The organism is Porphyrobacter sp. AAP82, assembly GCF_000331285.1.
Classification (GTDB): Bacteria; Pseudomonadota; Alphaproteobacteria; order Sphingomonadales; family Sphingomonadaceae; genus Erythrobacter.
On record NZ_ANFX01000038.1, the window covers coordinates 1 to 25873 of the forward strand.

Consider the following 25873-nt stretch of genomic DNA (forward strand, 5'->3'; position numbering starts at 1 on the left):
CGCCCGGCACGGCGGAGCGCGGGGCCTGCGCGGCGGGCCGAGGGTCACGAGGCCTCCGGCGCCTCGGGCGCGGGCCGGGCGGCGGGGGCGAGCCGGCGGCGCACCGCGCCCTGCACCCACCAGCCTGCGCCCAGCGGCAGCGCCACCGCGCCGGCAAGGATCAGCAGCGCGGCGATCACGCCGAAGATCGCGCCCGGCGATCCGAGCGCGCCCCTGACCGGCCGCAGGAAGTTGCTCCCCGCAGCCCCGCCGGTCTCATAATGCACGGTGACGCGGGCATAGGCGACGCGGCCGCCCATTTCCCTCAGCCAGCTCTTTGCCTGGTCGATCTCCTCGTTGACTGCGGCAAGGCTGCGTTCGGCCTCGACCAGTTCGGCGACCTTGCCCTTGCGGCTGCGCAGCACTTGCGTCAGCCGGTCGCGCAGTTCGGCGCGGGCGCGCACCCGGGCCTCGGTGTCGACGATCTGCTTGGAAAGCTCTTCCGAGGCGATTTCGGCCGAGACCTGCCGGGCGCCTGCATCCAGCGCCGCGTCTTCCAGCAAGGCGCCGAAGGCGCGCGCCTGCCGGGTGGCGACCGCCATTTCGAGCACGCCTTCGACCTCGTCCTCCTCGGCGCCGGTCTTGGTCATGCCGATGATCTGGCAGGAGGCCGGGCCCTGCTGTTCGCACAGGGACGCGTGGCGGCGCTGGAGGCTGCCGATTTCGGCCGCATCGAGCTTCTAGCGGTAGTCAAATTCATAGGCGAGCCGGGGGAGGCTGGTGGGGATCTTTTCGAGTTCGGGCAGCGCCTTGCCGGCCGCTTTGGCGGCTTGCTGCGGGGCGGGCGGGGCGGGTTCGCCGGTGGCGGCCTGTTCGGCCACCGCCATGGCCTCCTCGCCGGCGGTGCCATCGTCGATCGCCGGCTTGCTGCAGGCGGCAAGAGTGAGGGCGGTGACGGAAACGGCGCAAATCAGGGTCTTACGCATGGGTTCTCTCCTCGGTGAAGCTGGAGGCAAGAGCGCCGACTCGGCCCTCTGCCCCAGTTTCGCCGCAATCATGCCTTAATTTCGCCATAGTCCAACCGCAATTTCGCCACATTCCAGCCCCGTTTGCGGCGGCAACGAAATTTGCAACCCTGTGGAAACCCCTCTCCCTCGCTGCGACGCGGGTTGTTATGGGGGGCCATGGCCGCGCCCCCTCCCACCGACACGCCTGACGACGGCTTCGACGCGATCGTCGATGCGCCCTTCGATGCCGCTCTGTCCGAGCGCTATCTGGTCTATGCGCTCTCGACGATCACCGCGCGCTCGCTGCCGGACCTTCGCGACGGGCTGAAGCCGGTCCACCGCCGCCTCTTGTGGGCGATGCGCCAGCTCAAGCTCAATCCGAGCGATGCCTTCAAGAAGTCGGCGCGCGTGGTCGGCGACGTGATCGGCAAGTATCACCCGCATGGCGACGCCTCGGTCTATGACGCGATGGTCCGCCTCGCGCAGGATTTCAGCCTGCGCTATCCGCTGGTCGAGGGGCAGGGGAACTTCGGCAACGTCGATGGCGATAACGCCGCCGCCTACCGCTACACCGAAGCGCGCCTGACCCGCACGGCGCTGGAACTGATGGCGGGCCTTGATGAAGGCACGGTCGATTTCCTCCCCACCTACAACGGCGAGGAGATCGAGCCCGAGATCTTCCCCGGCCTGTTCCCCAACCTGCTGGCCAACGGGGCGAGCGGGATCGCGGTGGGGATGGCGACCAGCATTCCCAGCCACAATGTCGCGGAAATCATCGATGCGACCCTTGCGCTGATCGACAACCCCTCGGTCACCCACGAGGAGCTGATGGCGCTGTTCCACGGCCCCGATTTCGCCACCGGCGGCCAGGTGGTCGATAGCCCCGCCGTGATCGCCGAGGCCTATCGCACCGGGCGCGGCGCCTTCCGCCTGCGCGGCCGCTTCCACGCGCCCGAGGCGAAGGACGAGGCCGATATCGCGGCGGGAATCGAACGGCTCGGCGGGGGGCAGTGGCAGCTGGTCATCTCGGAAATCCCCTACCAGGTCCCCAAGTCCAAGCTGATCGAACAGATTGCGCAGCTGATCGCCGACCGCAAGCTCCCCATCCTCGAGGATGTGCGCGACGAAAGCGACGCGGCGATCCGCATCGTGCTTGTCCCCAAGAGCCGCAATGTCGATGCGGAGCTGTTGAAGGAAAGCCTGTTCAAGCTGACCGACCTGGAGACCCGCTTCAGCCTCAACCTCAACGTCCTCGATGCGCGCCCCGGCTTCGGGCGCACACCGATGGTGATGGGGCTGAAGGAGCTGCTGGAAAGCTGGACCTTCGCCCAGATCGACATCCTCCAGCGCCGCGCGAAGCACCGGCTCGAGAAGATCGCCGACCGGCTGGAGCTGGTGCGCGGCTACATCATCGCCTTCCTGAACCTCGACCGGGTGATCGAAATCATCCGTAACGAGGACGAGCCCAAGCCGGTGATGATGGCCGAATTCGACCTCACCGACCGGCAGGCCGAGGCGATCCTCAACATGCGGCTGCGGTCCTTGCGCAAGCTCGAGGAGATGCAACTGAGGAAAGAGCAGGACGACCTGCTCGCCGAGGAGGCCGAGCTCAACGCCCTGCTTGAAAGCCCTGCCAAGCAGCGCACCCGCTTGAAGCGCGACCTGCGCAATCTCAGGAAGTCATACGCCGAGGACACGCCGCTGGGCAGGCGCCGCACGCTGATCGCGCAAGCCGCAGCGACGGTCGAATTTTCGATGGACGCGATGATCGAGAAGGCCCCGGTGACGGTGATCCTGTCGCAAAAGGGCTGGATCCGCGCGGCGGCGGGCCATGTGCCGCTCGACCAGGAGTTCAAATACAAGGAGGGTGACGGCCTTGCTTTCATCCTCCACGCGCAGACCACCGACAAGCTGCTGCTCGCCGCCTCCGATGGGCGGTTCTATACGCTGGGCTGCGACAAGCTCCCCGGCGCGCGCGGCTTCGGCGAGCCGGTGCGCACCATGATCGACCTCGAGAGCGAGGCCAATGTCTGCGCGCTGATGATCCACAAGCCGGGCGGCCGCCTGCTGCTCGCCTCAAGCCACGGCAAGGGCTTCGTCGCCGAATTGAACGAACTGCTCGCCGAAACCCGCAAGGGCCGGCAGGTGGTCAACCTCAAGGACGGCGCGAAGCTCGCCGTGATCCGCCCGATCGGCGAAGGGCACGATCACGTCGCGGTGGTCGGCGACAATCGCAAGCTGGTGGTCTTCAACCTCGAGGAACTGCCCGTCATGGCGCGCGGGCAGGGCGTGCAGCTGCAACGCTACCGTGACGGGGGCATGGCGGACGCGACCACCTTCGTGCTCGCCGATGGCCTCAGCTGGCAGATGGGCGGATCGGGCGAGCGCACCCGCACCGAGACCGAAATCCGCATGTGGAAGGTCGCGCGCGGCGCCGCCGGGCGGATGCCGCCGCAGGGCTTCCCCAAGTCGGGCCGCTTTACCTGAAGGGGGGCGGCCGGGCGGAGCGATCCGCCCGGCCGCTCCGATGGCTTACTGGCCGCCGGTAGGGGCGTTCGTCCCGGCGCTCGCGGCCGCAGCGGCGATCTGGTCCTTGCTGAACAGCACCATCAGCTGGCCTTGCGGGTTCACCGCGAAGTGTTCCTTCTTGAGCGGGAAGCTGCTGCCACCCTCGGCTTCGAAGGTGATGCTGTCTGCGGCCAGATCGACCGCGCCGAGCTTGCCGGCAGGGGCCCCGCCGATCGAGACCACGGCTGCGCCTTCGACCAGCGCCGCATCGCGCTTGGCATCGGCCTCGGCGATACGCTCGTCCATCATCGTGTCGACCTGGTCTCTGGTGGCAGCGATGCTCTTGCCCTTGTCGCCATCGCCGATCATGGCGAGGGGCACGGGGGCCTTGTGCTTGCCGGTGTCGATCACGACCACTTCGCCGGTGACTTCGGCGACCGTGCCGACGGCATTGCCGTCACTGCCATAGATCGTCGCGCCGACGTCCTGGGCGAAAGCGCTCGCCGGGGCGAGGGCAAGGGCGCCCGCGAGAAGCGCCAGCTTGTGGGTTTTCATCATACTACTCCCTATCCTCTCGGCCGGAGGGTGGGGCTGCCGGGGGATGGCAGGACCGGCCCTGGATTGCGGGGCAAGGGCACCCGCAGGACCCAAGGCTAGGCGCCGCAAGCTGAACGCGGCTGTTCATCCCGGGGCTTGGCAAAGCGGCTTCATCGCGCTTTCCGGCCCGTTTTCGGCGGGCCGTGGCGGTCAGGGGCCGGCCTGCGCGAGCGCTTCGGCGAGCAGCGCGTCGATGCGCGCGGCATCGGGGAAGCCCTCGGCCACCCAGCGCGCCTCGACGGTCTGGAGGATTCGCGCCACATGAGGCCCCGCCGTCACTCCGCGCGCGACGATGGCACCGCCCTTGAGGGGGAAGACCGGCACGCTCCACCCCGCGATCGCCCCCGCATCGCCGCCGCCCAGCAGCAGCCGGTCGGTCGCGACCGGCGGCGTCAGGCGGTAGGCGAGCGCGCGCGGGTCGGCGGCGTCCTGCGCGGTGCGTTCGGCGGCGGCGACCAGCCTTGCGCGCTGCGCCTTGGACAGCCGCAGGCGCGCGGCGACGGTCTCGGCGATGTCCGGCAGCGGCGGGAGCAGCGCGGCAAGGCGCCGCACCGGATCGGGGGCGATGCCCTGCTCTGCCTCGGCCGTGACCAGCCGGGCAAGCGCGGCGACCTGCGGCGGACAGGCCTCGGGCAGGATCACCGGCAGCACGCCGCGCGCGCGCATCCGGGCGATGGTGGGGTGCGGATCGGGCAGGGCGAGCAGCGCCAGCAGCTCGGCGGCGATGCGTTCGCGGCTGAGGCCCTTGAGGGTGTGGGCAAGCCCGGCGCAGGCGTCCTCGGCCTCGGGATCGAGTTCGGCGCCGAAGCGGGTCTGGAAGCGGTAGTAGCGCAGGATCCTGAGATGATCCTCGGCGATCCGCTGGCGCGCCTCGCCGATGAAGCGCACCCGCCGGGCGGCAAGGTCTTCAAGACCGCCGAACCAGTCGGCGATCTCCAGCGTTTCGGGATGGGCATAGAGCGCGTTGATGGTGAAATCGCGGCGCGCGGCATCCTCGGCCCAGTCCTGCGCGAAGGCGATGGTCGCGCGCCGGCCGTCGGTTGCGACATCGCGCCTCAGGGTGGTGACCTCGACCGGCCCATCCTTGAGAATCGCGGTGACGGTGCCGTGGTCGATCCCGGTCGGCACGGTGCGGATGCCTGCGCGCCCGCAGGCCGCGATCACCTCGGCGGGCATGAGCCGGCACGCGCAGTCGACATCGGCCACCGCCACGCCCAGCAACCCGTCGCGCACCGCTCCGCCGACCCAGCGAATGTTCTCGGAGCCGAGCGCAGCGGTGAGCAAGACGAGGCCCTCGCGCCGCGTCCAATCGGCTTGCGACAAATCACGCAGCATCGCGCAAGGCCTCCAGCGAAACACGGCGCGACAGGTTGGCGATGATCGCCGCGGTCACCCCCCAGATGCGGAAACCCTGCCAGTCGAGTTCGAGATAGCGCCGGTTCGCCCCGCGCCAGAAGGTCTCGTTGGTGGTCCAGCTGGCCGGATCGAGCAGCAGAGCGAGCGGGGCTTCGAACCACGCCTCGACCTCTTGCGGGTTGGGGACGAGCGGCAGGCCGGGGGGCACCACGCCCACCACCGGCGTCACCAGAAAGCCGGTGCCGGTGTGGTAGACATCGCTGGTGCCGATCACCCGCACGGCCTCGCGGGGGAGGGCCAGTTCCTCCTCGGCCTCGCGCAGGGCGGCGGTGACGGGGTCCTCGCCCGGATCGATCTTGCCGCCGGGAAAGGCGACCTGCCCGGGGTGATCGCGCATCGCGCGGGGCCGCTGGGTGAGGATCACCTGCGGATCGCGGGGCACATCGGTGATCGCGATCAGCACTGCGGCCGGCGTCGCGCGGCCATCCTTGGCGAAGTGCGCGTCGCTCAGAAGGTCGGGGATGTCGCGCGCATGGCCTTGGGCAAAGGCGCGGGCGAGGGGGGCGTAAAGGCTCATGGCAGCAGCCGGAAGGCTTCGCCCCGGCTGGAGACCTGCCAGCCGTTCGCTTCGGCTCCCTCGGCCAGCGCGATCTCGGCGAGCTGTGCCCAGGTCGAACGGTTGAGGCGCGCCTCGCACCCGCGCCGCACGTGGAGATAGAGCGCGGGCTCCTCGGCCGTCCCTGCCGCGCGCAAGGGCTGGCCGGGGCCGGCGATCACCAGTTCGTCGGTGTTGGTGCGAAAGGCCAGCGCATCGCCCTTGCGCACGCAATCGGTGGCGATGAAGGCGGCATCCTCGACCTCGATGGCGAGCTTTTCGACCGGGGTGACCAGCCAGTGGTGCCCGGCATCGTCGCGGGTGAGGAGGCTCGCAAAGGCGCGCACCATTGCCTCGCGCCGGATCACGCCGCCTTCGTGGAACCAGGTGCCATCGGCGGCGATCACCATGTGGCTCTCGCCGATCCTGGCGGGCGACCAGCTTTCCACGGGGGGAAGCTGGCGGGCTTCGACCAGTGCGGCGATCTCGGCCAAGGTCAGGCCGGCAAGGTGCGGGGGCGGATCATAGGGCATGGGCGTGCAAGGGATGGCAGATGGGGCGGGGAAGGTGAAGGGGTTACCTTCCCATACCTAGCCTTCCCACGGCCCGAGCATCCCCTCGGCAGGCATCGCGGCAAGCCCGTGGCCGCGGGCGAGCAGGCGGTCCTGTGCGTAGGGGCCGGGGCAGCGCCAGCCGCCGGTCATCGCGGCGGAAAAGCCCCAGCGCCCGTAATAGGGCGCATCGCCGATCAGGAATTGAGGCAGGGCACGACCACCCGAAGCCGCAAGCCGCGCATCCTCGGCCAGCATCGCGCTCATCAGGCCGACGCCAAAGCCTTCGCCCTGCCGTTCGGGCACGACGGCGACGGGGCCGACCATCACCAGCGGCACCTGCCCCTGCTTGGTCTGCAAGCCCACCGGCCAGCACTGGATCGTCGCCACCAAGAGGTCGTCCTCGTCCAATGCGGCGAGGCTCAGGCCCGGGAGCCACGCCATGCCTACGCGGATCCGGTAGGCGGTGCGCGCGTGGCGATCGGTCCCGAAGGCGCGGTCGAGCACGGCCTCGATCATGGCGGGTTCGACCGCTTCGAGCGGAATGATCGTCGCAGCGCCGGCGGCGGCGCGGGGGCTTGCGCTCATTTCGCGGTGAGCTTCAGCAGCCGCGCGCCCTTGCCGTCCTGCGCCACCCAGATCGCCCCGTCGGGCCCTTGCGCGATGGCGCGCAGGCGCGAATCGAATTCGTGGCGGGCGACCTCGCGGGCCTTCTCGCCCTCGATCGCGACATCGACGATCGCCTGCGTGGCAAGGCCGGCGATCAGCGCATGGCCCTTCCATGCGGGGAACTGGTCGCCGGTGTAGATGATCATCCCGCCCGGCGCGATCACCGGGTTCCAGCTCAATGCGGGCTGGGCAAAGCCATCGTCCGCTGCGTGATCGGGGATCGGATCGCCGTTGTAGTGCTCCCCGTTCGAGCGGATCGGCCAGCCGTAATTGGCGCCCGCAGCGACAAGGTTCAATTCATCGCCGCCCGCCGGGCCGTGCTCGACTTCCCAAAGGCGCCCTTGTGCATCCCACGCCATCCCGAGGATGTTGCGATGGCCCAGCGACCAGATTTCCGCGGTGACGCCGCCCCCCCCTGGCTTGGAGGTGTCCGCCATGGGATTGCCCGCCGCCGGGGTGCCGTCGAGGTTGAGGCGCACGATCTTGCCGAGCGTTGCGGCGGTGTCCTGTGCAGGCTGCATCTTCTGCCGCTCGCCGCTGGCGACGTAGAGATACTTGCCGTCGGGCGAGAAGGCGAGGCGGTGCGAATAGTGGCCGCGGCCCGTGACCTTGGGGGTCTGGCGCCAGATCACGCTCAGGCCTTCGATCGCGCAGGTGGTGGGGGCCGAACACACCAGCTTGCCCTTGCCCACCACAGCGCCGCGGGTGTCGTTCTCGCCCGCCTCGGCCCAGCTCAGATAGATCGTGCGGGCGGTGAGGGTGCTGGCAGCCTCGGCAGGCAGGAAGGCGATGTCGCCAAGCCCGCCCTGGCCGCCGTAAGCGACGGTTGGTGCGCCCGCGACGGTCGCGGTCTCGCCGGTCTTGGTGTCGATCAGCTTCACCGAGCCGGCCTTTTCGGTGACGAACAGCGTGGCCGTGCCCGGCGCGAAGGCGATCGCCCAGGGTTCCTCGAAACCGGCGACATCGGTGGTCTCGAACGCGGCTGCGGCCGGAGCGGCATCGCTTTCCCCGGTTTGCGCATTGGCACAGCTTGCCAGCATCAGCGCGGGCGTCGAAAGAGCGGCGAGCAAACGGGCAGAACGGATCATGCTAGGGGTCACTCCGGATTTGATCGCCTCGCGCCAGCCGCTGGTGATCGGCGTCGACGAGGCAGGGCGCGGGCCGCTCGCCGGGCCGGTGGTGGCTGCGGCGGTGGTTCTGGGCGGGGCGATACCGGCAGGGCTCGACGATTCCAAGCGGCTTTCGTCCGCCCGCCGCGCAGCGCTCGACGAAGCGATCCGTGCGGGCTGCGGCTGGGCGGTGGCGGTGGTGGATCCGCAAGAGATCGACCGGCTCAACATCTTCATGGCGACCATGCTGGCAATGACCCGCGCGGTCGGGGCGCTGACCGCGGCGCTCGGGCGCGAGGCGCACGAGGTGCTGATCGACGGCAACATGACCCCCCATGGCCGCTGCGGCGAATGGTGCTGGCCGGCGCGCGCGATCGTCGGCGGGGACGGGATCGAGCCCGCCATCTCCGCCGCCTCGATCATCGCCAAGCAGTGGCGCGACCGGATGATGCTGGAAGCGGCCGCCGCGCACCCGCATTACGGCTGGGAGCGCAACAAGGGCTATGGCACGGCCGAGCACATGGAAGCGCTGCGCCGCCACGGCCCGAGCCCGCTTCACCGCCGCAGCTTTGCGCCGGTCGCGCAATTGTCGCTGATCTAGTCGCCTTCGCGCAGGGGTGAGTCCTCCCCGCCACACCCCCACATCCGGAGTCCCCAACCGCGCGCGGGACTCTACATCTTGTGCCGGACTCGTTTCGTTCCGCGCATCCGCCCAGCCGCGTCACAATCCTCAGGCAAATTTAGAGGCTTGACGCGGACTCTTCAAAGACTCATGCCTGTGGATAAGTTCCCACACATGACAGGCGAGGGCCCCGTGGCAGGCGTGATAGAAAAGGTGAAGTCGCGTGCGAAAAGCGTTGGAAAGACGCTTGAAACCGCGCGTGCGCTCGATCTGCCGCTGGGGCGCATCCTGCCCGGTGACTGCATCGCCGCGATGCGTTCGCTGCCCACCGCCAGCGTCGATCTGGTCTTTGCCGATCCGCCCTACAATCTCCAGCTCGGCGGCGATCTCAGCCGCCCCGATGGCAGCCATGTCGACGCGGTGACCGATCACTGGGACCAGTTCGACAGCATGGCCGCCTACGACAGGTTCACCCGCGAATGGCTGGCCGAGGCGCGCCGCGTGTTGAAGCCCGATGGCGCCTTGTGGGTGATCGGCAGCTACCACAACATCTTCCGCGTCGGCTCGATCCTCCAGGATCTGGGCTTCTGGATCCTGAACGACATCGTCTGGCGCAAGACCAACCCGATGCCCAATTTCAAGGGCACCCGCTTCACCAACGCGCACGAGACCCTGATCTGGGCGAGCATGGGCGAAAAGGCGCGCTACCATTTCAATTACCGCGCGATGAAGACCTTGAATGACGAGCTGCAAATGCGCTCCGACTGGGTGCTGCCGATCTGTTCGGGGGCTGAGCGGCTGAAGGAAAACGGCAAGAAAGCCCACCCCACCCAGAAGCCCGAGGCGCTGCTCTACCGCGTGCTTCTGGCGACGACCGAGAAGGGCGACGTGGTGCTCGATCCCTTCTTCGGCACCGGCACCACCGGCGCGGTCGCCAAGCGGCTGGGGCGCGAATGGATCGGCTGCGAGCGCGAGGATTTGTATCGCGAAGTCGCCACTAAGCGCATCGACCGCGAACTGCCCTTGGATGAAAGCGCGCTCACCACGATGCAGTCCCCCCGCGCCGCGCCCAAGGTCGCGTTTGGCGCGGTAGTCGAGGCCGGGCTGATCCCGCCCGGCAGCCAGGTGTTCGACAGGAAGCGCCGCTTCATTGCGACCGTGCGCGCGGACGGCAGCCTCGAATGCGGCGGCAGGACCGGCTCGATCCACGGGCTCGGCAAGGACCTTCAGGGCGCGCCGTCGTGCAACGGCTGGGCCTTCTGGCACTATGAACAGGGCGCAGAAGTCCAGCCGATCGACGCCGCACGCCAGCTCTACCTGCTCGCCGCCGAGGATTGATCCGGCGGCCATGGCCGATTCCGTCTACATCCACCCCCTGACGCTCGTCGCCGGGCCGCAGGCATTCGAGGGCGCGGCGGTGCGGCTCGGGGGCAGCATGGCCTATGCCCGCGAATTCGCGCTGGTGCTGCGCGATGGGCGCGCGGTGGAGGAGCGGATCACCGGCACACCGGCCGAGACCGAAGCGGCGATTGCGCGCCTGTCCGGGGCTCTGGCGGCGGAAGCCGGGGCGCAGTGGGCCAACCTTGCCAAGGCGCACCCGCCCTTGCAGCTGGGTCCGCGCACGGTAAGGCTCGACCAGCCGCAGGTGATGGGGATCCTCAACGTCACGCCCGACAGCTTTTCGGACGGCGGCCGGCACGATGCGCCCGAGGCTGGCCGTGCCCATGCCGCCGCGATGATCGAGGCGGGCGCGGCGATCATCGACATCGGCGGGGAAAGCACCCGGCCGGGCGCTGCTGCGACCTTCGAGGACGAGGAAATCGGCCGCGTCGTGCCCGCCATCGCCTATTGCGCTGCGATGGGCGCCGCGATCAGCCTCGACACCCGGCGCGCCGGCGTGCTCGCCGCGGGGCTGGCGGCCGGCGCGCACCTGGCCAACGATGTCTCGGCGCTGCGCTATGACCCGCGCTCGAAGGAAGTTGTCGCCGCCGCAGGCTGCCCGGTGGTGCTGATGCACGCCCCGGGCGCGGGCGAGGATCTGCACAAGGGCCCGGGCTATGCCGACGTGGTCAGCGAGGTGTTCGATTTCCTCCACCACGCCCGCGCGCAGGCGATCGCGGCGGGGATTGCCGAGGACCGCATCATCCTCGACCCCGGCATCGGCTTTGGCAAGAGCCTCGCGGAGAACCTTGCGCTCATCAACGCCCTGCCGCTGTTCCATGCGCTCGGCAGCCCGCTCTTGCTGGGGGCGAGCCGCAAGCGGATGATCGGCGCGCTCAGCCGCGAGGAGCCGGCGGGCCAGCGCCTCGCCGGGTCGATCGCGCTGGCGATCAAGGGGATGGAGGCCGGCGTCCACCTGCTGCGCGTCCACGATGTTGCCGAAACGGTGCAGGCAAGGAACGTGTGGCGCGGGCTCAGGGACGCAGGATTGACCGACTACAGCACCCTGCCGCCGCTGTAACGGCAGGGGCGCGGCTTTCCTACACTGGCATTGGCGACTATGGCGGAAACGGGTGCGCACGGCATCGGGCGCCTGCCCCGAGCCCGCCAACGCGAAATAATGTGTGAACTTCGGTTTTGGCCTGCAACAAACTGAAACAAAAAGCAAATAGCTGTAGGATTGCACAATTTGCAATGTGAACTTCGTGAACTTCGGGTGAGCCCTTCCTTGCCCGTGCCACCGCCCGCCGCGATCCGAATGTAGGAGCTTTTTCGATGCGTTCCGCCCTGTTCACCGCCGCCGCCCTGCTGGCATGTGCCATGCCCGCGTGGGGCCAGACGCCGCAGGCTGTCGAGGTCACCCCCGACCAGCTGCTCGCGCCCTATTACGAAGCGCTGCGCGCCAAACTCGACATGCCGGTCGCCGCACCCAATCCGGCGCTGGCGCCCGCGACGACGCTGACCCGCATCGCGGTGGGCAGCTGCAACCACCAGAGCGCCTCGCAGCATATGTGGGCGCAGGTCGCCGCGGCCAATCCGCAGCTGTTCCTGATGATCGGCGACAATGTCTATGGCGATGCCGGGTGGGATGGCGATGCCGGGCTCGCGTCCTTGCGCGCCGCCTATGCCCGCCAGGCCTCGCACCCCGAATTCGCGGAATTCCGGGCCAAGGTGCCGATGCAGGCGGTGTGGGACGACCATGATTTCGGCTTCAACGATGCCGGCGCCAGCTTCCCCTTCCGCCGCTGGTCCGAAACCCTGTTCGAAACCTTCTGGGGATCGTCCGAGGCGGTGAAGGCGCGGCCCGGGGTCTATCAGAGCACCATCACCGGCCCCGAAGGCAAGCGCGTGCAGGTGATCCTGCTCGACACGCGGTTCTTCCGTTCGGACCTGAAGCGCGGGCCGTGGACCCGGGACCGCCAGCCGCTCGGCAGCTATCTGCCCGATGCGGGCGCGGACAAGACCGTGCTGGGCGATGCGCAATGGGCGTGGCTGGCGGCCGAGCTGGCCAAGCCTGCCGATGTGCGGATCGTGGTGTCCTCGACACAGGTCCTGACCACCGCGCACCAGTTCGAGGGCTGGACCAATTTCCCCGCCGAGCGCACCCGGCTGCTCGATCTGCTGGGGCGCCGCGAGCCGAGCGGGTTGGTGCTGCTGTCGGGCGATCGCCACGCGGGCGGGATTTACCAGATCGAGCATGGCGGCGAGACGATCCGGGAGCTGACCAGTTCGTCGTTGAACCTCACCTTCGGCGACACCACCGAAAGGGCGAGCGCGCGCGAGGTCGATCCGGCGCGGGTCGGGCCGATCCATCCGGTCGAGAATTACGGCCTTGTCGATATCGACTGGAAGGCGCGGGCGCTGACCGTCACTCTCAAGGGCAACACCGGCGCGGCGCTGGCGAGCCAGACCTTCGGGTGGTGAACTGCCCTCGCGCCAGCCGGTTAGAGCGTGAAGCCGCCGTCCGGTACCATGACGTGGCCGGTGATGTTGGCGGCGGCATCGGACAGGAGGTAGAGGATGCTGCCGGCCATTTCCTCGGCGCTGGCAAAGCGGCCCGAGGGGGTGGTCTTCGCCATCCTGGCGATGGTCGCCTCGCGGCCGATGGCGGCGAGGGAGGCCTTGAAGTCCTCCCCGCTCTCCCAGATCGCGGTGTCGACGCCGCCCGGCGCGATGGCGTTGACGCGGATGCCGGCGCGCGCGTTCTCGGCAGCGGCGATGCGCGCCATGTGGGCGACGGCGGCCTTGGAGACGCCGTAGGGGCCGATGCCGGGAACGGGTTTGAGGCCGGTGGTCGAAGAGACGATCACCACGCTCCCGCTCTTGCCCGCCATCGCGCGCAAGCTGGTCGCGAGGGTCAGGAAGGCGCCGTCGAGGTTGACCGCCATGACGCGGCGCCACTCGGCAAGGGTGAGGCCGGCAAGCAAGCCGCCGGCGCCGATCCCGGCGTTGACGATGGCATGGTCGAGCCCGGCAAGCCGCGGTTCGAGCGCCTGCCACAAGGCCTCGTCGGCGACGCTGCCCACGATGCGGTGGACCTCGCAGGCCCCGAGGTCGAGCGCGTCGATCCCGGCGGCATCGACATCGACGAGGAACAGGCGGGAGGCCCCGCGTGCCGCCAGCGCCTTCGCGCAGGCCGCGCCGATCCCCGAAGCCGCGCCGGTGACGAGCGCGGTGCGCCCGGTGAAGTCGTGAAGCTGTGTCATGCCGCGCCGCTAGGCTGGCACGGGCCGGGGATCAAGCCGCCCGTTACGCAGCGTTGTCGATCCCGAGGTCGGAGAGCTTGCGGTAGAGCGTCGAGCGCCCGATCCCGAGCCTGCGGGCGACCTCGGTCATCCGCCCGCGGTAGTGGCCGATGGCAAGGCGGATCACGTCGGCCTCGATCTCTTCCAAGGGGCGCAGGTTGCCGTCGGGGGTGTAGAGCATGATGCCCACGCCCTCGTGGGTGTTGCCGGCCGCGCCGCTCTGCTCGCCGAGCATTTCGGAGAGCTGCGGGAAGCTGTCGGCGGTGAGCGAGTTGCCCTCGCAATAGACTGCCGCGCGGAACAGCACCGATTGCAGCTGACGGACATTGCCCGGCCAGTGATAGGCGGCAAGCAGGGCCAGTGCGCTGTCGGACACCGAGAGGTGGTTGAGGCCCGGCTGTTCGCCGATGCGGGCGAGGAAGTGGCGGGCGAGGGCGGGGATATCGCCGGTGCGCTCGCGCAAGGGGGGCAGGACGATGCGGGTCGCACCGAGGCGGGCGGCGAGGCCGGCGTCGAACTGTCCGGCCTCGACCATCCGGTCGAGCCCGACATTGCTGGTGACGAGCAGCCGCACGTCGATGCGGAAGCCGTAGCTGGCGCCGACCGGGCGGATGATGCCGCTCTCGAGCGCCTCGGCGAGGCGCTGCTGGAGGGCGGGGGTGAGGCGGTCGATCTCGTCGAGGATCAGGGTGCCGCCGTCGCAATGCTGGAAGGCACCGATCTGGCGGTCGAAGGCGCCGGGGAAGCTGCCGGGCTCGTGGCCGAACAGCACCGAATCGATCGAGCCGGGGGGGACGCTGGCAAGGTTGATGATCCGCAGCGGATCCTTGGCGCGAGGGGATGCGCCGTGCATCGCGCGCATCAGCATTTCCTTGCCGGTGCCGCTTTCGCCCTCGATCAGGACATGGCCATGCCCGCGCGCGGCCTTGGCGGCCTGGGCGAGCGCGGCGCGGAACGAGGGCGCGGTGCCGATCATCGCGTCGAAATCGAGCGTCGCGGACATCTTCTCGGTCAGCGGGGCGAGTTCGTCGCGCGGGACATCGCGGGTGGTGACGCTGCGCAGCGCCTCCATCAGGCGGTCGGGGGAGACGGGCTTGACGAGGTAGTCCGAAGCGCCCGCACGCATCGCCTCGACCGCGAGCAGCGGCGAGGCGCTGGTGGTGAGCATCAGGATCGGGAGCGCGGGGCGGCGGGATTTCAGCTCGGCGATCAGCGCGCAGGCATCATCGCCAGGGACCCACTGGTCGAGCAGGATCGCGCTGAGCTGCATTCCCTCGCGCGTGCCGAGCATCGCGATCGCGGTCTCGGCATCCTGGGCGACGATCGTGCGCCAGCCATCGCGCGCGGCGATCGCGGTGATGAGGCGGCCCTGCGCGGGCTCGTCATCGATGAGCATCACAATCCGCGCATCGTCCTGCGCCTGGGGAAGGCAATCCATCTCTGCCATCGCGTGTGCCGTTCTGCTCCCTGATTGGGCCGGGCAGGAAGGCCCGGCTCCGACATCATCGGGCAGGGATAGCCACGATGGGTAAAAACCCGATTAAGACTGTGCCGCTGCGGGACAGGTTGGTCGCGGCGCGGGCGGCGGGGGAGAGCGGCGTGCCTCTCACTAAAGGTGACTTGAGATAGCCGCCCTGCTTCGATACGGGAGCGGCAAGGGCAACCCAGCCCGCTTTTTTCGCAACCATCCGGCAACCATTCGCTCGCCCGAGCATTGAGGAGCCCAAGGGGAAGAGACATCATGAGTGTTCACGACATGGAAAAGGCCGAAGCGACCTACTCGGGCTTCATGGCCACGCTGAAATGGGCCGTTCCGGTGATCGCGGTGATCGCCTTCGCTGTCGTCACCGCGATCGCCAGCTAAGCGCGCCTGACGTGAAAATCGCCATCCTGACAGAGCGCGCCTCGGGCGAGACGCGCGTTGCCGCCACGCCGGAAACGGCCAAGAAGTTCGCTGCGCTGGGCTGCACGGTTGCGGTGGAAGCGGGGGCGGGCGTCGTTGCCTCGTGTCCCGATGCCGCCTTTGCCGAAGCCGGCGCCGAGGTGGGCGATGCGGCGGCGACGGTGAAGGATGCCGACATCGTGCTCGGCATCCAGGCGCCCGATGTCGCGCTTCTGGCGGGCGCGAAGCCCGGGGCATGGGTGGCGGCCCTGTTCGACCCCTTTACCAAGCGTGATGTGGTCGAAGCCTATGCTGCGGCGGGCTTCGAGGCTTTGAGCATGGAATTCATGCCGCGGATCACCCGGGCGCAGAGCATGGACGTCTTGTCCTCGCAGTCGAACCTTGCCGGTTACAAGGCGGTGCTGGCTGCGGCGGACGCCTATGGCCGCGCTTTCCCGATGATGATGACCGCCGCCGGCACGGTGCAGGCCGCGCGCGCTTTCATCATGGGCGTGGGTGTTGCCGGCCTTCAGGCGATCGCCACCGCGCGGCGTCTGGGCGCGCAGGTTTCGGCGACCGACGTGCGCTCTGCCACCAAGGAGCAGATCCAGTCGCTGGGCGCCAAGGCGATCTTCGTCGAGAACGTCGCGGGAATCGAAGGCGAAGGCTCGGGCGGCTATGCGACCGAGATGAGCGAGGAATACCAGAAGGCCCAGGCCGAACTCGTCTCGGGCCACATCGCCAAGCAGGACATCGTCATCACCACCGCGCTGATCCCGGGCCGCGCCGCGCCGCGCCTTATCACCGACGCGCAGATCGCGTCGATGAAGCCGGGCAGCGTGATCTATGATCTTGCCGTGGCGCAGGGCGGGAATGTCGAGGGCTCGGTCGCCGACGAGGTCGTGACCCGCCACGGCGTCACGATCATCGGCTATTCGAACACCCCCGCAACGCTCCCCGCCGACGCCTCGGCGCTGTTCGCGCGCAACCACTACAACTTCCTCAGCGCCTTCTGGGACAAGGAGACCGGCAAGCCCGTGCTCGACGAGGAAATCGGGGGCGCCATCCGCCTGACGCAGGGCGGCAAGGTCGTTAACGAACGGCTGCTCGGCTAGCCCCATGGGCCTCCTCAACGCCACCGTCTGGGACGCCGCCGATGCCGCCGATGACCTCGGCTATGCGCTGGGCAAGGGGGAGCAGGTGCGCTTCGCCTTCAGGATGGTGCGGGATTCGATCATCTTCACCGACCGGCGGATCATGATCACCGACATCCAGGGCCTGACCGGATCGAAGCGACGCTACCTCTCGATCCCCTACCGCGCGATCACCACCTTTGCGCTCGAAAGCGCAGGCCATTTCGATCTCGACACCGAACTCACCATCACCGTCTCGGGCAGCGAACCCATCGCCTTGAATCTCAGCCGCGGGGCCGACGTGCCGGGGCTGGTGACGCTGCTGACAGAATATCTCGCGCCCGGGAAATAAGCAGGCAAATAGGGGCAATCATGGACTTCATCTCAATTCTCAGCATCTTCGTGCTGGCCTGCTTCGTGGGCTATTACGTTGTCTGGTCGGTGACCCCGGCGCTGCACACTCCGCTGATGGCGGTGACCAATGCGATCTCCTCGGTGATCATCGTCGGCGCGCTGATCGCTGCGGCCGAGGCGGAGAGCCCGGTGGCGAAATATCTCGCGCTGGCCGGCGTGGTGATGGCGAGCATCAACATTTTCGGTGGCTTTGCCGTGACCGAGCGCATGCTCGCGATGTACAAGAAGAAGGAGAAGTAGAGCCATGACGTTCTCCCTCCTTTCCGCAAGCGCCCATGGCGGCGGCACTCCGGCCTGGGCGATGCTCGCCTATCTGGTCGCGGGCGTGTTCTTCATCCTTGCACTGCGCGGCCTGTCGAGCCCGGCGACGAGCCGCACCGGCAACCGCAACGGCATGATCGGCATGGCACTGGCCGTGGGCACGACGCTGGTCATGCACGGCACCAACCTCGTCGAGATCGGCATCGCCATCGCGATCGGCGCGATCCTTGGCGTGACCATCGCGCGGCGCATCGCCATGACCGCGATGCCCGAACTGGTGGCGGGCTTCCACAGCCTCGTCGGCTTGGCGGCCGTGGTGGTGGGCCTTGCCGCATGGCTCAACCCGGCCGCCTTCGGGATCACCGACGCTGCCGGGCAGATCATGGCGGTGAGCCGCATCGAACTGGGGCTTGGCATCGCCATCGGGGCGATCACCTTTTCGGGGAGCGTCATCGCCTTCCTCAAGCTGTCGGGCCGGATGAGCGGTTCGCCGATCATGCTGCCGGGACGGCATGTCATCAACCTCGGCACGCTGGCGGCCATTCTGGTGCTGATCGGGCTCTACACCGTCTCGCCGGTCGGCGGCGCGGGCGAGGGCTGGATGGTGATCGCGGTCACCGTGCTCGCCTTTGCCATCGGCTTCCTTTTGATCATCCCGATCGGCGGGGCGGACATGCCGGTCGTGGTCTCGATGCTCAATTCCTATTCGGGCTGGGCCGCGGCGGCGATGGGCTTCACGCTCGGCAACACTGCGATGATCATCACCGGCGCGCTGGTCGGCTCTTCGGGGGCGATCCTCAGCTACATCATGTGCCGCGCGATGAACCGCAGCTTCATCTCCGTGATCGCGGGCGGCTTCGGTGCCGACGCTTCGTCGGGCGGCGCGGGCGGCGCGCGCGAGCAGCGTCCCTACAAGCAGGGCTCGGCGGAAGATGCGGCCTACATGCTCGAACAGGCCGAGAAGGTCATCATCATCCCCGGCTACGGCATGGCGGTTGCCCAGGCCCAGCACGCGCTGCGCGAAATGGGGGACAAGCTCAAGGAAAAGGGCGTGGAGGTGAAATATGCCATCCACCCCGTTGCCGGCCGCATGCCCGGGCACATGAACGTGCTGCTGGCCGAGGCTTCGGTGCCTTACGATGAAGTGTTCGAACTCGAAGACATCAACTCCGAGTTCGCCCAGTGCGACGTCGCCTTCATCATCGGCGCCAACGACGTGGTGAACCCGGCCGCCAAGACCGACAAGTCCTCGCCCATCTACGGGATGCCGGTGTTCGATGTCGACAAGGCCAAGCAGGTGTTCTTCATCAAGCGCTCGATGGGCGGGGTCGGCTATGCCGGGGTCGACAACGACGTGTTCTACATGAACCAGACCGTCATGCTGCTGGCCGACGCGAAGAAGATGGTCGAGGAAATCGTCAAGTCGCTGGACTGAGGCTCGGGCAGGCAAAGCTATGCGCAAACTGATCATCGGCGTCTTGCTGGTCATTCTGCTGGCGGGCGGGGCGGTCTATACCGGCCTCGCCGACCCGCTGATCCGCTGGCAGGTCAAGGGCGCGCTGGTGGAATCCGGCATTGGCGACCAGCGCGCCGAGTGCATGGCGGAACGCATGGTCGACCGGCTCACCATCGGCCAGTTGTGGAAGCTGCGTCAGGGCATGGCCACGCAGGATGGCGAGCCCGAGGACGGCTACGGCCTCGGCGAACTCGTCAAGCGCCTGCGCCGGGTCGATGATGGCGAGGCGGTGGCGGTGCTCACCACCTCGGCCGGGCTGTGCGCGGTCGGGCTCGGCTAGCCGCTTGCATTCCCGCCCCCGCTTGCGCCACAGTGGCCGGCGGAGGGAGAACAAAATGAACCGACTGGCACTTGCCGCCGCACTGCTTTGCACCGCCGCGCCGCTCGCCGCCGAAACGCACCATATCGATCCGGCCAAGGGCGCGGCCGCCTTGCAGGAGGCGCTGATCCTTGCCCGGCCGGGCGATGTGATCGAACTGGGCGAGGGGCGCTTTGCGCTCACCGACGGGCTTAGCCTCGATGTCGACGGGGTGACCTTGCGCGGACAGGGCGAGGACAAGACGATCCTCGATTTCACCAATCAGGAAGGCGCGGGCGAGGGCCTGCTGGTGACCTCCGACAACGTCACCTTGCGCGATTTCGCGGTCGAGAACCCCAAGGGCGATGGCATCAAGTCCAAGGGCGCGGACATGATCGTCTACAGCGGCATCCGCGTCGAATGGATGGGCGAGCCCAAGGCATCGAACGGGGCCTATGGCATCTATCCGGTCGAGAGCACCGGCGTGCTGATCACCAACTCCAAGGTCTCGGGCGCTTCGGACGCCGGGATCTATGTCGGCCAGAGCCGCGATATCACGGTGAGCGAGAATTTCGTCAGCTTCAACGTCGCCGGGATCGAGATCGAGAACAGCCGCAACGCGCTTGTGACCGGCAATATCGCCAGCCTCAACACCGGCGGCATCCTGGTCTTCGATCTTCCGGGCCTGCCGGTGATGGGCGGGGGCAATGTGATTGTCCGCGGCAATCTGGTGGGCGACAACACCATCCCCAATTTCGCACCCCCGGGCAATATCGTTGCCAGCGTGCGGCGCGGGACAGGGGTGCTGGTGATGGCCAATGACGGCGTGCTGATCGAGGACAACGCCTTCGACAACAATCCGACCGCGCATGTCATGGTGATCGCCTATCTCCAGGCGTTCGATGATCCGCGCTACAATCCCCACGCCCGCAACGTGATCATCGGTCCCAACCAGTTCGGGCGCGGCGGGGACGATCCGCAGCTTGATGGCAAGGAAGCGCTGCTCGAAGCCTTTGGCGGGGCTTTGCCGCCGGTGCTGTGGGACGGGATCAAGGAGGATGACAGCACCGGCCTCAGGATCGCCGAAGGGGTCACCGGATGGACGCTGAACCTGTCGAAGCCCGGCCAGTCAATCGCCGAGGCGCAGCCCGGGCCGTTGTCGCTGACCCCGCTCGAATCCTGGGAGTTCCCGAAAGTCGGCGCGCCTGCACAGCTGGAGGCGCGGCTCAAGTGAAGCGAAGTCTCGGCCTGCTGGCCCTTGCCTGCACGACTCTGGGCGCCGCGCTTGCGCAAGCGAGCGTGCCGGCGGCGAGCCTGGTGAACGATACCGCGATCCGGGGCGAGGCCTTCCCGGCCAGGCTTTCGGATTTCGGCTTCTTCAAGGACGGCGCGCGGCAGATCCCGCAGGATTTCGTCTACCCTTATGCGCTCAACACCCCGCTGTGGTCGGACGGGGCCGAAAAGCTGCGTTTCATCTACCTTCCCGGCGGCACGCAGCTTGCCGCCAACGGGGACGGCCTGCTGCATTTCCCGGTCGGCGCCGCGATCCTCAAGACCTTCGCTTTCGGCACCGGCAAGGACCGCCGCCTGATCGAGACCCGCGTGCTCCTGCACCGCGCCAGCGGCTGGGTCGCGCTGCCCTATCGCTGGAATGCCGAGCAGACCGAGGCGACCCTCGCGCTGGCAGGCGGGCGGATCGACCTGGTCACGCCGGCGGGCGAGGCGATTTCCTACGCCATCCCCAACAAGAACCAGTGCAAGACCTGCCATTCGAGCAGCAACAAGGTGATCCCCATCGGCCCCAAGGCGCGCAACCTTTCGGCCGCGTGGCTTGGGCAGATGCTGAAAGCGGGCAAGCTCGACCGCGTGCCCGAGGGCGCGGGCGCGCTGCCGGTATGGGCGAGGCGCAAGCCCAAGGACGCCGCAGAGCCGCTCGCCCGCGCCTATCTCGATGTGAATTGCGCCCATTGCCACCAGCCTGGCGGCGGCGCGTCGAATTCGGGGCTCGACCTGCGGTGGGAGCAGCGCGATCCCCATGCCTTCGGCATCGGCAAGCGTCCGGTCGCGGCGGGGCGCGGGGCGGGGGAGAATGAGTTTTCGATCGTCGCCGGCCATCCGGACGAATCGATCCTGCTCTACCGCATGGGGAGCGCCGTTCCCGGCATCGCCATGCCCGAACTCGGCAAGGCGAGCATCGACAAGGACGGCGTTGCCGTGGTGCGGCGTTGGATTACGGAGATGCCCAAGTGATGAAATGGCTATGGCGCGGGCTCCTGGCGCTGCTTGGCGTCCTCGTGATCGCCTTCCTCGTGTTCCGCACCCCGGACACGGACCCCGCGCAAATGCGCGCCAAATACGGCGCGCCGCCTTCGCAATTCGTCGCAATCGGCGACGGGGTGAAAGTCCACCTGCGCGACGAGGGGCCGAAAGATGCCCCCGCGATCATCCTCCTCCACGGCTCCAACGCCGACCTTCATACCTGGGAGCCGTGGACCACCGCACTCAAGACCCGTTACCGCGTGATCCGCTTCGATCAGGTCGGCCACGGTCTCACCGGCCCCGACCCCAAGGAGGATTACTCCACCGCCAATTTCGTCGCCGATATCGGCGAGGTGGCGGACAGGCGGGGCCTCGGGACCTTCATCCTCGGCGGCAATTCGATGGGCGGAAAGCACGCGCTGGCCTATGCCATCGCCCACCCCGAGCGGCTGACCGGCCTGGTGCTGGTCGATGGCAGCGGCGGGCCGATGCTCAAGCTCGCCCGCAAGGAGAAGCAGGATAGCGGCAATATCGGCTTCACCATCGCCCGAATGCCCGGGGTCAACCTCATCGCCGAACAGATCACGCCGCGGTCCCTGATCCAGCAGAGCCTCGAACAATCGGTCTCGGTCAAATCGGTGGCGAGCCCGGCGGCGGTCGACCGCTACTGGGAGCTGCTGCGCTACCCCGGCAACCGCGCGGCGACGATGGCGCGCTTCAGCCAGCCCTATGATCCGCTGAAAGAAGCGGACATCGCCCGGGTCGCCACGCCGACCCTGATCCTGTGGGGCGAGGATGACCGGATCATTCCGGTCGAGGCGGGGCAATGGCTGGCCAGAACCCTCCCCGCCAACACCTTGCGCATCTACCCGAAAATCGGCCACCTGCCGCATGAGGAAGCGCCTGCGGCCACCCTTGCCGATCTCGAAGCGTGGCTCGCGCAGCACGCCCCGCCTGCAAAACAACCCTGAGTTGCAGACCTGTCATGTGACCTCTGGACGCGCGCGGGACTTGCCCTCAAAACCTTCGCACTCGCACACTGACCTGGAAGGCCCTCAAGCTTTGCGCAAACTCGGGATCATCGGCGGCATGAGCTGGGTGTCGACCGCCACCTATTACGACCGGATCAACCGCATCGTCCAGAAACGCGCCGCACCGATGACGAGCGCGCCGCTGCTGATCGAAAGCCTCGATTTCTGCCAGCTCTACGCGCTCACCGCGGAACGCGACTGGCAGCGTGCGGCAAGCGTCCTCATTGAAAGCGCGCGGCGGCTGGAAGGGGCGGGGGCCGAGGCGCTGATCATCGGCGCCAATTCGATGCACCGGCTTTATGATGATGTCGCCTCGGCGGTGGACATCCCGATCCTGCACATCGCCGAATATGTCGGCCTCGCCATGAAGCGCGCCGGCAAGACCAGCGCGGCGCTGCTCGGAACCCGCAACGTGATGACCGAGAGCTTCTATCGCAAGCGCCTCGTCGCCCACGGGATCGACCTGCTGCCGCCCAACCTCGCCTATGTCGAGATGCTCGACCGGATCATCTATGACGAGCTTATGGTCGGCAAGGTCACCCGCGAGGCGGAGCGGACGCTCAAGACGATCATCACCAACACCGAACAGGAAGGGGCGGCCGCGGTGGTGCTGGCCTGCACCGAGCTTGATCTGGTGGTCGACATCGACGCCAATGTCCTGCCGATCTTCGATTCCACCCGCATCCACTGCGAGGCGGCAGCGAACTGGATCCTCGAGCAGGAAGGTGTGCATTAACTTTCGTTTCGTCCGTCCGCTCGGGCGGCTCGCCGCATCGCGGCGTTGCACGGGGTGCAACCCGATAGCGCTCACACTATGTGCGCCCCCGGATTTTGTCACGGAAACGTAACGGCATCATCCGGGTCTTCGGGTCGCACCGACAGGCCCTTGGGGCCGTTCTCCTCCCCCCCAATCACCGGAGGACGGCCCCATATTTCTCCCCAGTTCCGCGTGGGCCAAGCGGTTGAAATTCCTTGCAACTCCCGGTGTTCCCGCCCTGTTCCTGTTGAGCCCTGGCGGCCATGCTTCTAAGGGCTGAGCCCGTGATGTTCCGCGCCCCCTACGCCGCCGATCCTGCCGCTGGTCCGCGACGCGAATTCGCGCTCGCGCAGGCGGGCGAGCAGCGCGGCCCGCGCAGCCCCTTCCAGCGCGACCGCGACAGGATCATCCATTCGATGAGCTTTCGCAGGCTCAAATCGAAAACCCAGGTGTTCATCGCCCCGGACGGCGATCATTACCGGACCCGTCTCACGCACAGCCTCGAAGTCGCGCAGATCGGGCGGGTGATCGCGCGCGCGCTCGGGCTCGACGAGGATCTGACCGAGGCGCTGTGCCTTGCCCATGATCTCGGCCACCCGCCATTCGGCCATGCCGGCGAGGCCGCGCTGTCCGACGCGATGGAGCTGCGCGGCGGGTTCTGCCACAATGCGCAGGCGCTGCGCACGGTGATGCGGATCGAATGCCCCTATCCCGAGCATGACGGGCTGAACCTCACCTGGGACCTGCTCGAAGGCCTCGCCAAGCACAATGGCCCGGTCGCCGCCCCTGGCTGGGCGCTGGCCGAACTCGACGCGGCCTTTCCGCTGATGCTGAGGAGCTGGCCCTCGCTCGAGGCCCAGGTCGCCGCCGTCGCCGATGATATCGCCTATGACAACCACGATATCGATGATGGATTGCGGGCGGGGTTTCTTGCCCTCGATGACCTGCTTTCGCTCGATTTCCTCGCAGACCAGTGGCGGGCGGTCGAAAAGCGCTTTCCCCACGCCTCGCGTGAGCGCCTGCTGCGCGAGATGATACGCGACCAGATCGGGATGATGGTGAACGATGTTATTGCCAACTCCGCCGGGCAGGCCCGCGGGCTTGGCTCGGTCGCCGAAGTGCGCGCTGCCGGCCGCCAGATCGCCGGGTTCTCGCCCGCGATGGCAGCGCAGGAACGGCGGCTGAAGAGCTTCATGTACGACCGCCTCTACTACCACCCGGAACAGATCGCCGCTGCGGAGAAGGCGCGCGATGTCGTGGCCCGGCTGTTCGCCGCCTACGCGCAGGATGCCACGCTGATGCCTGACGACTGGCTGGCGCGTCTCCCCCAGGCCGAGCCGCAGCGTTCGCGGGTGATCGCCGACTTCATCGCCGGGATGAGCGATCGCTTCGCCATCAAGGCCGTCGCCGAGATCTTCGGCACCCGGCCCGAGGGGCTGATCAATGTATGAGCCGCGCATGACCGGGCTGGTGCGGGTCGCCCTGGTGGGGGCGACGGGTCTTGTCGGGCGGCGCGTGATCGGGCTGGCGAGCGCGGGCGACCAGGTCCGCATCCTCGGGATCGCCCGGCGCGAGGCGCCGCTGCCGCCGGGGGCGCGGATGGAAATGTTCGTCGCCGAGCCGGGCAAGTGGGGCGATGTGCTCGATGCGGTGCGCCCGCGCGCGCTGATTTGCGCGCTTGGCACGACCTGGAAGAAGGCCGGGCGCGACGAGGCCGCGTTCCGCAGCGTCGATCACGATCTCGTGGTCGCCACCGCCGAGGCCGCCAAGCGCGCGGGCGTCCCCAACATGGTGCTGGTCAGTGCGGCGGGGGCCGACAAGCGGTCCAAGGCGCTCTACATGCGCACCAAGGCCGAGACCGAGGAGGCGGTAAGCCGGATCGGGTTCAAGCGGCTCGACATCCTCCATCCCGGCCTGCTCAGGGGCGAACGCGCGGGCGACCTGCGCCTTGCCGAGCGCGCCGCGATCATCGCCGCGCCGCTGATCGACCCGCTGCTGTCGGGCAAGTGGGAGCAATATCGCTCGATCGATGCAGGGCTGGTTGCCGAGGCTGCGCTCGGCCTCGCGCTGCGCCGTGCAGGCGGGCGCTTCACCCACGACAACGAGGCGATGCGCCGCGCCGCGCGCGAGTGGCGCAAGACCGCGGCGCAGGACGAGGAGGCGGGCTGATGGACTGGGCGCTGGTGTTCAACGCGGTGAACCTCCTCGCGCTGGCCGCATGGACCGCGCTGATCCTGCTGCCGCGCTGGCCGGCGCTGCTTTCGGCGATCCTCTATCTCGGTGTCGGTCTGCTGTGCGTGGCCTATGCCGGCGGGCTGATCGGGGTGATGAGCGGGCTGATCCCCAACGCCGGCGGGGGCGGAGCGGACTTCACCACCATCCCCGGCATCCGCGCGATCTTCGCCACCGATGGCGGGGTGACGATCGGCTGGACGCATTACCTCGCCTTCGACCTGTTCGTCGGCCTGTGGATCGCCCGCGATGCCGATGCGAAGCACATCTCGCGGCTCGTTCAGGCTCCGATATTGTTCGCGACCCTGATGGCAGGTCCGATCGGCCTCGGCATCTGGCTGCTCGTGCGCGAGCCTGCCGCGCGGCGACAGGGCCGGTTTCGCTGAAATTCGCCGCTGGACGGCGCGCGTGG

Annotated in this window: 28 protein-coding genes; 18 read left to right on the forward strand and 10 right to left on the reverse strand. The window is 68.1% G+C overall.

The window, feature by feature from the left end; genetic code table 11:
- Positions 1 to 44: 44 nt before the first annotated feature.
- Both D620_RS15865 and D620_RS15870 read right to left on the reverse strand, forming a co-directional pair.
- On the reverse strand, positions 45 to 701 hold the full coding sequence (locus D620_RS15865; protein ID WP_081596604.1) for a DUF4349 domain-containing protein: 657 nt from the start codon (positions 699 to 701) through the stop codon (positions 45 to 47).
- 18 nt (positions 702 to 719) lie between these two features.
- Complete coding sequence (locus tag D620_RS15870) at positions 720 to 965, reverse strand: hypothetical protein (RefSeq protein WP_017666222.1); 246 nt, start codon at positions 963 to 965, stop codon at positions 720 to 722.
- A 198-nt stretch (positions 966 to 1163) separates the two neighbouring features.
- Here D620_RS15870 and parC point away from each other — a divergent pair, with 198 nt between their 5' ends.
- Positions 1164 to 3473, forward strand: a complete 2310-nt coding sequence (gene parC, locus D620_RS0112840) for a DNA topoisomerase IV subunit A (protein ID WP_017666223.1) — start codon at positions 1164 to 1166, stop codon at positions 3471 to 3473.
- A gap of 45 nt (positions 3474 to 3518) precedes the next feature.
- On the opposite strand, the gene D620_RS0112845 is transcribed toward parC, so the two are convergent.
- The 6 genes from D620_RS0112845 to D620_RS0112870 all read right to left on the reverse strand — a co-directional run bounded on the left by D620_RS0112845 (position 3519) and on the right by D620_RS0112870 (position 8350).
- The gene (locus D620_RS0112845) at positions 3519 to 4052 is read right to left on the reverse strand and encodes a hypothetical protein (RefSeq protein WP_017666224.1); all 534 of its coding nucleotides are present in this window, start codon (positions 4050 to 4052) and stop codon (positions 3519 to 3521) included.
- Positions 4053 to 4241: 189 nt separating this feature from the next.
- Positions 4242 to 5426 (reverse strand): CCA tRNA nucleotidyltransferase, encoded by a 1185-nt coding sequence (locus D620_RS0112850; RefSeq protein ID WP_017666225.1) that lies wholly within the window; start codon positions 5424 to 5426, stop codon positions 4242 to 4244.
- Positions 5416 to 6024, reverse strand: a complete 609-nt coding sequence (locus D620_RS0112855; RefSeq protein WP_017666226.1) for a CoA pyrophosphatase — start codon at positions 6022 to 6024, stop codon at positions 5416 to 5418. The genes D620_RS0112850 and D620_RS0112855 overlap by 11 nt, the downstream gene beginning before the upstream one ends.
- Complete coding sequence (locus D620_RS0112860) at positions 6021 to 6575, reverse strand: DUF1285 domain-containing protein (protein WP_017666227.1); 555 nt, start codon at positions 6573 to 6575, stop codon at positions 6021 to 6023. Before D620_RS0112860 ends, D620_RS0112855 begins: the two co-directional genes overlap by 4 nt.
- A gap of 57 nt (positions 6576 to 6632) precedes the next feature.
- The gene (locus D620_RS0112865; protein WP_017666228.1) at positions 6633 to 7181 is read right to left on the reverse strand and encodes a GNAT family N-acetyltransferase; all 549 of its coding nucleotides are present in this window, start codon (positions 7179 to 7181) and stop codon (positions 6633 to 6635) included.
- On the reverse strand, positions 7178 to 8350 hold the full coding sequence (locus tag D620_RS0112870; protein ID WP_017666229.1) for a PQQ-dependent sugar dehydrogenase: 1173 nt from the start codon (positions 8348 to 8350) through the stop codon (positions 7178 to 7180). The genes D620_RS0112865 and D620_RS0112870 overlap by 4 nt, the downstream gene beginning before the upstream one ends.
- On the opposite strand from D620_RS0112870, the gene D620_RS0112875 reads away from it, so the two are divergent.
- The 4 genes from D620_RS0112875 (at position 8349) to D620_RS0112890 (ending at position 12857) form a co-directional block, all read left to right on the forward strand.
- Positions 8349 to 8972, forward strand: coding sequence for a ribonuclease HII (locus D620_RS0112875; protein ID WP_051020616.1), 624 nt, complete (start codon positions 8349 to 8351; stop codon positions 8970 to 8972). The two genes, D620_RS0112870 and D620_RS0112875, sit on opposite strands and share 2 nt — an antisense overlap.
- A gap of 195 nt (positions 8973 to 9167) precedes the next feature.
- Positions 9168 to 10331, forward strand: a complete 1164-nt coding sequence (locus D620_RS0112880) for a DNA methyltransferase (RefSeq protein WP_017666231.1) — start codon at positions 9168 to 9170, stop codon at positions 10329 to 10331.
- Positions 10332 to 10341: 10 nt separating this feature from the next.
- The gene (folP, locus tag D620_RS0112885) at positions 10342 to 11454 is read left to right on the forward strand and encodes a dihydropteroate synthase (protein WP_017666232.1); all 1113 of its coding nucleotides are present in this window, start codon (positions 10342 to 10344) and stop codon (positions 11452 to 11454) included.
- A gap of 254 nt (positions 11455 to 11708) precedes the next feature.
- Entirely contained in the window at positions 11709 to 12857 is a 1149-nt protein-coding gene (locus D620_RS0112890) for an alkaline phosphatase D family protein (protein ID WP_017666233.1), read from the forward strand.
- A gap of 20 nt (positions 12858 to 12877) precedes the next feature.
- Here D620_RS0112890 and D620_RS0112895 read toward each other — a convergent pair whose 3' ends face one another.
- Both D620_RS0112895 and D620_RS0112900 read right to left on the reverse strand, forming a co-directional pair.
- The gene (locus tag D620_RS0112895) at positions 12878 to 13639 is read right to left on the reverse strand and encodes an SDR family NAD(P)-dependent oxidoreductase (RefSeq protein ID WP_017666234.1); all 762 of its coding nucleotides are present in this window, start codon (positions 13637 to 13639) and stop codon (positions 12878 to 12880) included.
- 43 nt (positions 13640 to 13682) lie between these two features.
- Entirely contained in the window at positions 13683 to 15074 is a 1392-nt protein-coding gene (locus D620_RS0112900) for a sigma-54-dependent transcriptional regulator (protein ID WP_196795292.1), read from the reverse strand.
- Positions 15075 to 15419: 345 nt separating this feature from the next.
- On the opposite strand from D620_RS0112900, the gene D620_RS16450 reads away from it, so the two are divergent.
- The 13 genes from D620_RS16450 (at position 15420) to D620_RS0112965 (ending at position 25847) form a co-directional block, all read left to right on the forward strand.
- A complete protein-coding gene (locus D620_RS16450) occupies positions 15420 to 15542 on the forward strand; it encodes an aa3-type cytochrome c oxidase subunit IV (protein ID WP_155800158.1) in 123 nt (40 codons plus the stop codon).
- An 11-nt stretch (positions 15543 to 15553) separates the two neighbouring features.
- Complete coding sequence (locus tag D620_RS0112910) at positions 15554 to 16675, forward strand: NAD(P) transhydrogenase subunit alpha (RefSeq protein WP_017666237.1); 1122 nt, start codon at positions 15554 to 15556, stop codon at positions 16673 to 16675.
- A gap of 4 nt (positions 16676 to 16679) precedes the next feature.
- Positions 16680 to 17045: a PH domain-containing protein gene (locus tag D620_RS0112915; RefSeq protein ID WP_017666238.1), complete on the forward strand. Its 366-nt coding sequence runs from the start codon at positions 16680 to 16682 to the stop codon at positions 17043 to 17045.
- A gap of 20 nt (positions 17046 to 17065) precedes the next feature.
- A complete protein-coding gene (locus tag D620_RS0112920) occupies positions 17066 to 17347 on the forward strand; it encodes an NAD(P) transhydrogenase subunit alpha (RefSeq protein WP_017666239.1) in 282 nt (93 codons plus the stop codon).
- 4 nt (positions 17348 to 17351) lie between these two features.
- Positions 17352 to 18803: an NAD(P)(+) transhydrogenase (Re/Si-specific) subunit beta gene (locus D620_RS0112925; RefSeq protein WP_017666240.1), complete on the forward strand. Its 1452-nt coding sequence runs from the start codon at positions 17352 to 17354 to the stop codon at positions 18801 to 18803.
- Positions 18804 to 18822: 19 nt separating this feature from the next.
- The gene (locus D620_RS0112930; protein WP_017666241.1) at positions 18823 to 19164 is read left to right on the forward strand and encodes a hypothetical protein; all 342 of its coding nucleotides are present in this window, start codon (positions 18823 to 18825) and stop codon (positions 19162 to 19164) included.
- Between the two features lie 55 nt (positions 19165 to 19219).
- Positions 19220 to 20416, forward strand: a complete 1197-nt coding sequence (locus D620_RS0112935) for a parallel beta-helix domain-containing protein (RefSeq protein ID WP_017666242.1) — start codon at positions 19220 to 19222, stop codon at positions 20414 to 20416.
- Positions 20413 to 21432: an SO2930 family diheme c-type cytochrome gene (locus D620_RS0112940; protein ID WP_017666243.1), complete on the forward strand. Its 1020-nt coding sequence runs from the start codon at positions 20413 to 20415 to the stop codon at positions 21430 to 21432. The genes D620_RS0112935 and D620_RS0112940 overlap by 4 nt, the downstream gene beginning before the upstream one ends.
- On the forward strand, positions 21432 to 22412 hold the full coding sequence (locus D620_RS0112945; RefSeq protein WP_033376862.1) for an alpha/beta fold hydrolase: 981 nt from the start codon (positions 21432 to 21434) through the stop codon (positions 22410 to 22412). The genes D620_RS0112940 and D620_RS0112945 overlap by 1 nt, the downstream gene beginning before the upstream one ends.
- Positions 22413 to 22503: 91 nt before the next feature.
- Positions 22504 to 23208, forward strand: coding sequence for an aspartate/glutamate racemase family protein (locus tag D620_RS0112950; RefSeq protein ID WP_017666245.1), 705 nt, complete (start codon positions 22504 to 22506; stop codon positions 23206 to 23208).
- 308 nt (positions 23209 to 23516) lie between these two features.
- A complete protein-coding gene (locus D620_RS0112955) occupies positions 23517 to 24680 on the forward strand; it encodes a deoxyguanosinetriphosphate triphosphohydrolase (protein ID WP_017666246.1) in 1164 nt (387 codons plus the stop codon).
- Complete coding sequence (locus D620_RS0112960) at positions 24673 to 25398, forward strand: NAD(P)H-binding protein (RefSeq protein WP_233992073.1); 726 nt, start codon at positions 24673 to 24675, stop codon at positions 25396 to 25398. Before D620_RS0112955 ends, D620_RS0112960 begins: the two co-directional genes overlap by 8 nt.
- Positions 25398 to 25847, forward strand: coding sequence for an ABA4-like family protein (locus D620_RS0112965; protein WP_017666248.1), 450 nt, complete (start codon positions 25398 to 25400; stop codon positions 25845 to 25847). Before D620_RS0112960 ends, D620_RS0112965 begins: the two co-directional genes overlap by 1 nt.
- Positions 25848 to 25873: the final 26 nt, after the last annotated feature.